1 protein-coding gene is annotated in these 3,451 nt (G+C 62.0%); it reads left to right on the forward strand.

The window, feature by feature from the left end; all coding sequences use genetic code 11:
- Positions 1-3,451: DUF5801 repeats-in-toxin domain-containing protein (locus BN1800_RS41910; protein WP_210191324.1), on the forward strand; the 3,451-nt coding region annotated here is incomplete at both ends.

The following is a 3,451-nucleotide window of genomic DNA, read 5'->3' on the forward strand; positions in this document are numbered from 1 at the left end:
CGACGGCAGCTACAAGTTCGATCTCTCCGCTCCGCTGGTACACACGACCGCCGGTGCTTCGGAAGAAAACCTGCCGGTCACCATCGGCTTTACGACGACGGACGGCGACGGTGACACTGCGACCGGCTCGCTGACGATCAACGTCAATGACGATGTGCCGGTTGTTTCGCAAAAGGTTATTGCAGTTACTTCCGACGAAGGCGATATTTCAAATCTCCTCCTGTCGCATGGCAACAGCCCCAATGACGGCACGGCGGATGGTTCGTCTTCGGAGCCCTCGGTGTTTGGTCTCGGCGATGCGGCGACTGTCTCCGGCTCGGTTGCCTCGACCGTTTCTTTCGGCGCTGACGGTGCAGCTCGAGTCGGCAGCTTCTCGTTTGCTGCCGACGCCACCCAAACACTCTCCGTATTGCAGCTATCGTCGAAGGGCGGCGAACTGTCCTACACGGTGATCGGCAACATGATCATCGGCTATGTCAACACCGGCAGTGCGGGCTACAACCCTCTCTTCGACCGTCCGGTCCTGTCGATGACGCTGAACAGTGACGGCAGCTTCAAGTTTCAACAGTATGATCAGCTCGACCACGCTCCGGGCGCTGGGAATGATTTGCAGGCGGGGGAAAGCCACACGATTGCTGGCATCGACTTCGGCTCGGTCATCAAGGCCACCGATGCCGATGGCGACAGCGTCACGCTCGGCGGCAAACTCGTCGTGACGATCACCGATGATCTGCCGACCGTTTCGATTTCGCTGACGGGCCGAACAGTTACGCATGACGAAACCGCCGGCCAGAATACTGGCAGCAACGACACCGGCGCGCTTTCCGTCTTCGCAGGCTTGGAAAGCGGCGAAAGCCTGCAGGCCTTGGGCTATGCCCGCGGTGGCAATGCGATCGTCAATTACGGCTCGAGTGCGGGCGCGGACGAACCGAAGAGCGTTTCGCTGACGCTTGACGTCACGGATGCCAATTCCGGCCTGAAGACGATTTCTGGTGAAGCGATTACGCTGACGGAAGAAAACGGCCTTGTCATTGGCCGCGATGCCCATGGCGATGCCGTCTTTGCGATCAGCATCGACAGCTCCGGCCGCGTCAGTATCGGTCAGTACCAGGCGATTCAGCATCCGAACGGCGGCGATTCCAATGACCTGGTGAACCTTGTCGGTAAGATTTCTGCTGTTGTCACCGCGACCGACTTCGACGGCGATGTCGCGACCAAGTCGATCGACATCGGCGGCAAAATCCAATTCCGCGACGACGCTCCGGTCCTGTCCGGCCCGGCAGTTGCGGTCACATCCGATGAAGGCGACATCTTCAACTTCCTGTCGCAGGGCAACAGCCCGTTCGACGGTGAGCAGGATGGCTCCTCTTCCGAGTTCAATCTGTTGCCCACCGGCTTTTCTGCAACGGTTACCGGCTCCGTCGCCTCGACGGTCGCCTTTGGCGCCGACGGCGCGGCTCAAGGTGGCGGCTTCTCCGTCACGGCCAATGCCACCCAGACGCTCGCTGCACTGCATTTGTCGTCGCAGGGCGGCGAACTGTCCTACACCGTGATCGGCAACATGATCATCGGCTATGTCAATACCGGCAGCCCAGCCTATAATCCGTTCGCCGACCGCCCGGTCCTGTCTCTGACGCTGGAAAGCGACGGCAGCTTCCAGTTCCAGCAGTATGACCAGCTCGACCATGCATCGGGCGGCGGCAATGACCTGCAGTCCGGTTCGGCGACGGTTTCCGGCATTGACTTCGGTTCAGTCATCCAGGCGATCGACCGCGACGGCGACAGCATCACGCTCGGCGGCAAGCTCATCGTGACGATCACCGACGATGCGCCGGTCGTCAGCATCTTCCGGGACGGCTCGGTCACCATCGACGAGAGTGGCGGCGACGATAACGACGACAACACGAGAGAGCGGAGCGTTAGAAACCTCTTCGCCGGCGTCACGCATGCGGGCAGTGATCCGGACACGCGGGTGGTCTATGCGCGTGACGATGTTGTGGATACGACTGTTTCCGTCGGCGCGGATGGACCGGCCGCCGCCAGCCTAACGCTTCGGATCGACAATGCTGCTTCGGGCCTCACCACGACCGCCGGCGCGCCGATCACGCTGACACTGGAAAACGGCATCGTCGTCGGCCGCATTCCGACGGGCGAGGCGGCATTCGCAATCCACGTCGACTCCGACGGACGCGTCAGCGTGGCCCAGTATCTGTCGCTGTCCAACCCGAACGTGAACAAGGCGGACGACGACAGGATCGACCTCGCCGGCAAGGTTTCCGCCGTGGTCACCGCCATCGACAGCGACGGCGATATTGCCAGCCAGTCGGTCTCGATCGGCAACGCCATCCGTTTCGATGACGACGGCCCGGTTCTGGACAGGCCAGTTGCCTCGGGCCTCTCGTTGTCCGAAAACGACCTGCCGGACGGCACCTCGCCGCATACGCCTGGTCTTTCGGCGAGCGGCTATCTCGACATCTCGCTCGGTGCGGACGGCGGCAAGGTCGTTCTCGCCGCCAGCCAGGCGACCTGGTCGGATGCGACCCATTCGCTGACGGCCAATGACGGCTCGTGGAAGATCGTGCTGAACAGCAACGGCACCTACACCTTCTCGCTGCTCGACAACACGCTGGCGCATGGCCCGGCCAGCAACGGCGCCAATAATCTGGCAATCAGCGTCACCTACACGGCGACGGACGGCGACGGCGACAAGATCACCGGCACCTTCGGGGTCGGCATCAAGGACGACGTTCCGGTCGCCGGAAATGTCGACCGCTACATCACGCTCAGTGAAGCCGACATCAACGGCTCGACGCCGGATACGGAATCGAAGAGCTTCACGGTGAATTACGGTGCTGACGGCGCAGGCGTGACCACCTTCACCGGCGCGGTCCATCTCGACCTCGGCCCAGGTATGCAGGGCAATATCGACTTCACGCTGGCGAGCCCCGGCGCGACGTATGTTTCGCCACTCAAGGCAGACGGCCAGCCGCTCACCTTCCAGCTTTCCGCCGACGGCACGAAGATTACCGGTTACGTCGGCACTATCGGCAACGCCGTGATCGAGCTCGCCGCAAATGGTACGACTGTCACCGCCAAGCTTCTGCAGGCGGTCGACCATTTCGCAAAAGCCGACGGCTCGCCGATCGACATGCTGCGCGTCGATGCAACCGTCGCCTTCCATGATGGCGACGGCGATACGACCACCAGCATCATCCGCGTTGAAGTCAATGACGACATGCCAACCGCAAGCTATTCCGGCCGCATCACGGTCCAGGAAACCGCCAATGCCAACGGCTCGTTCATTGAGACCTCCGCGACCGGCACGATGGTGTTCGACGGCGGCGCGGACGGCGCCAAGGTCACCTCGATCGCCTATGGCCTCGGCAGCACTGGCCATCCGCTAATCGCCGATGCCGACACAGCTCAGTTTACCGCCCATGCTCTGCAGTCG

This window comes from Rhizobium sullae (assembly GCF_900169785.1).
GTDB classification, from domain to species: domain Bacteria; phylum Pseudomonadota; class Alphaproteobacteria; order Rhizobiales; family Rhizobiaceae; genus Rhizobium; species Rhizobium sullae.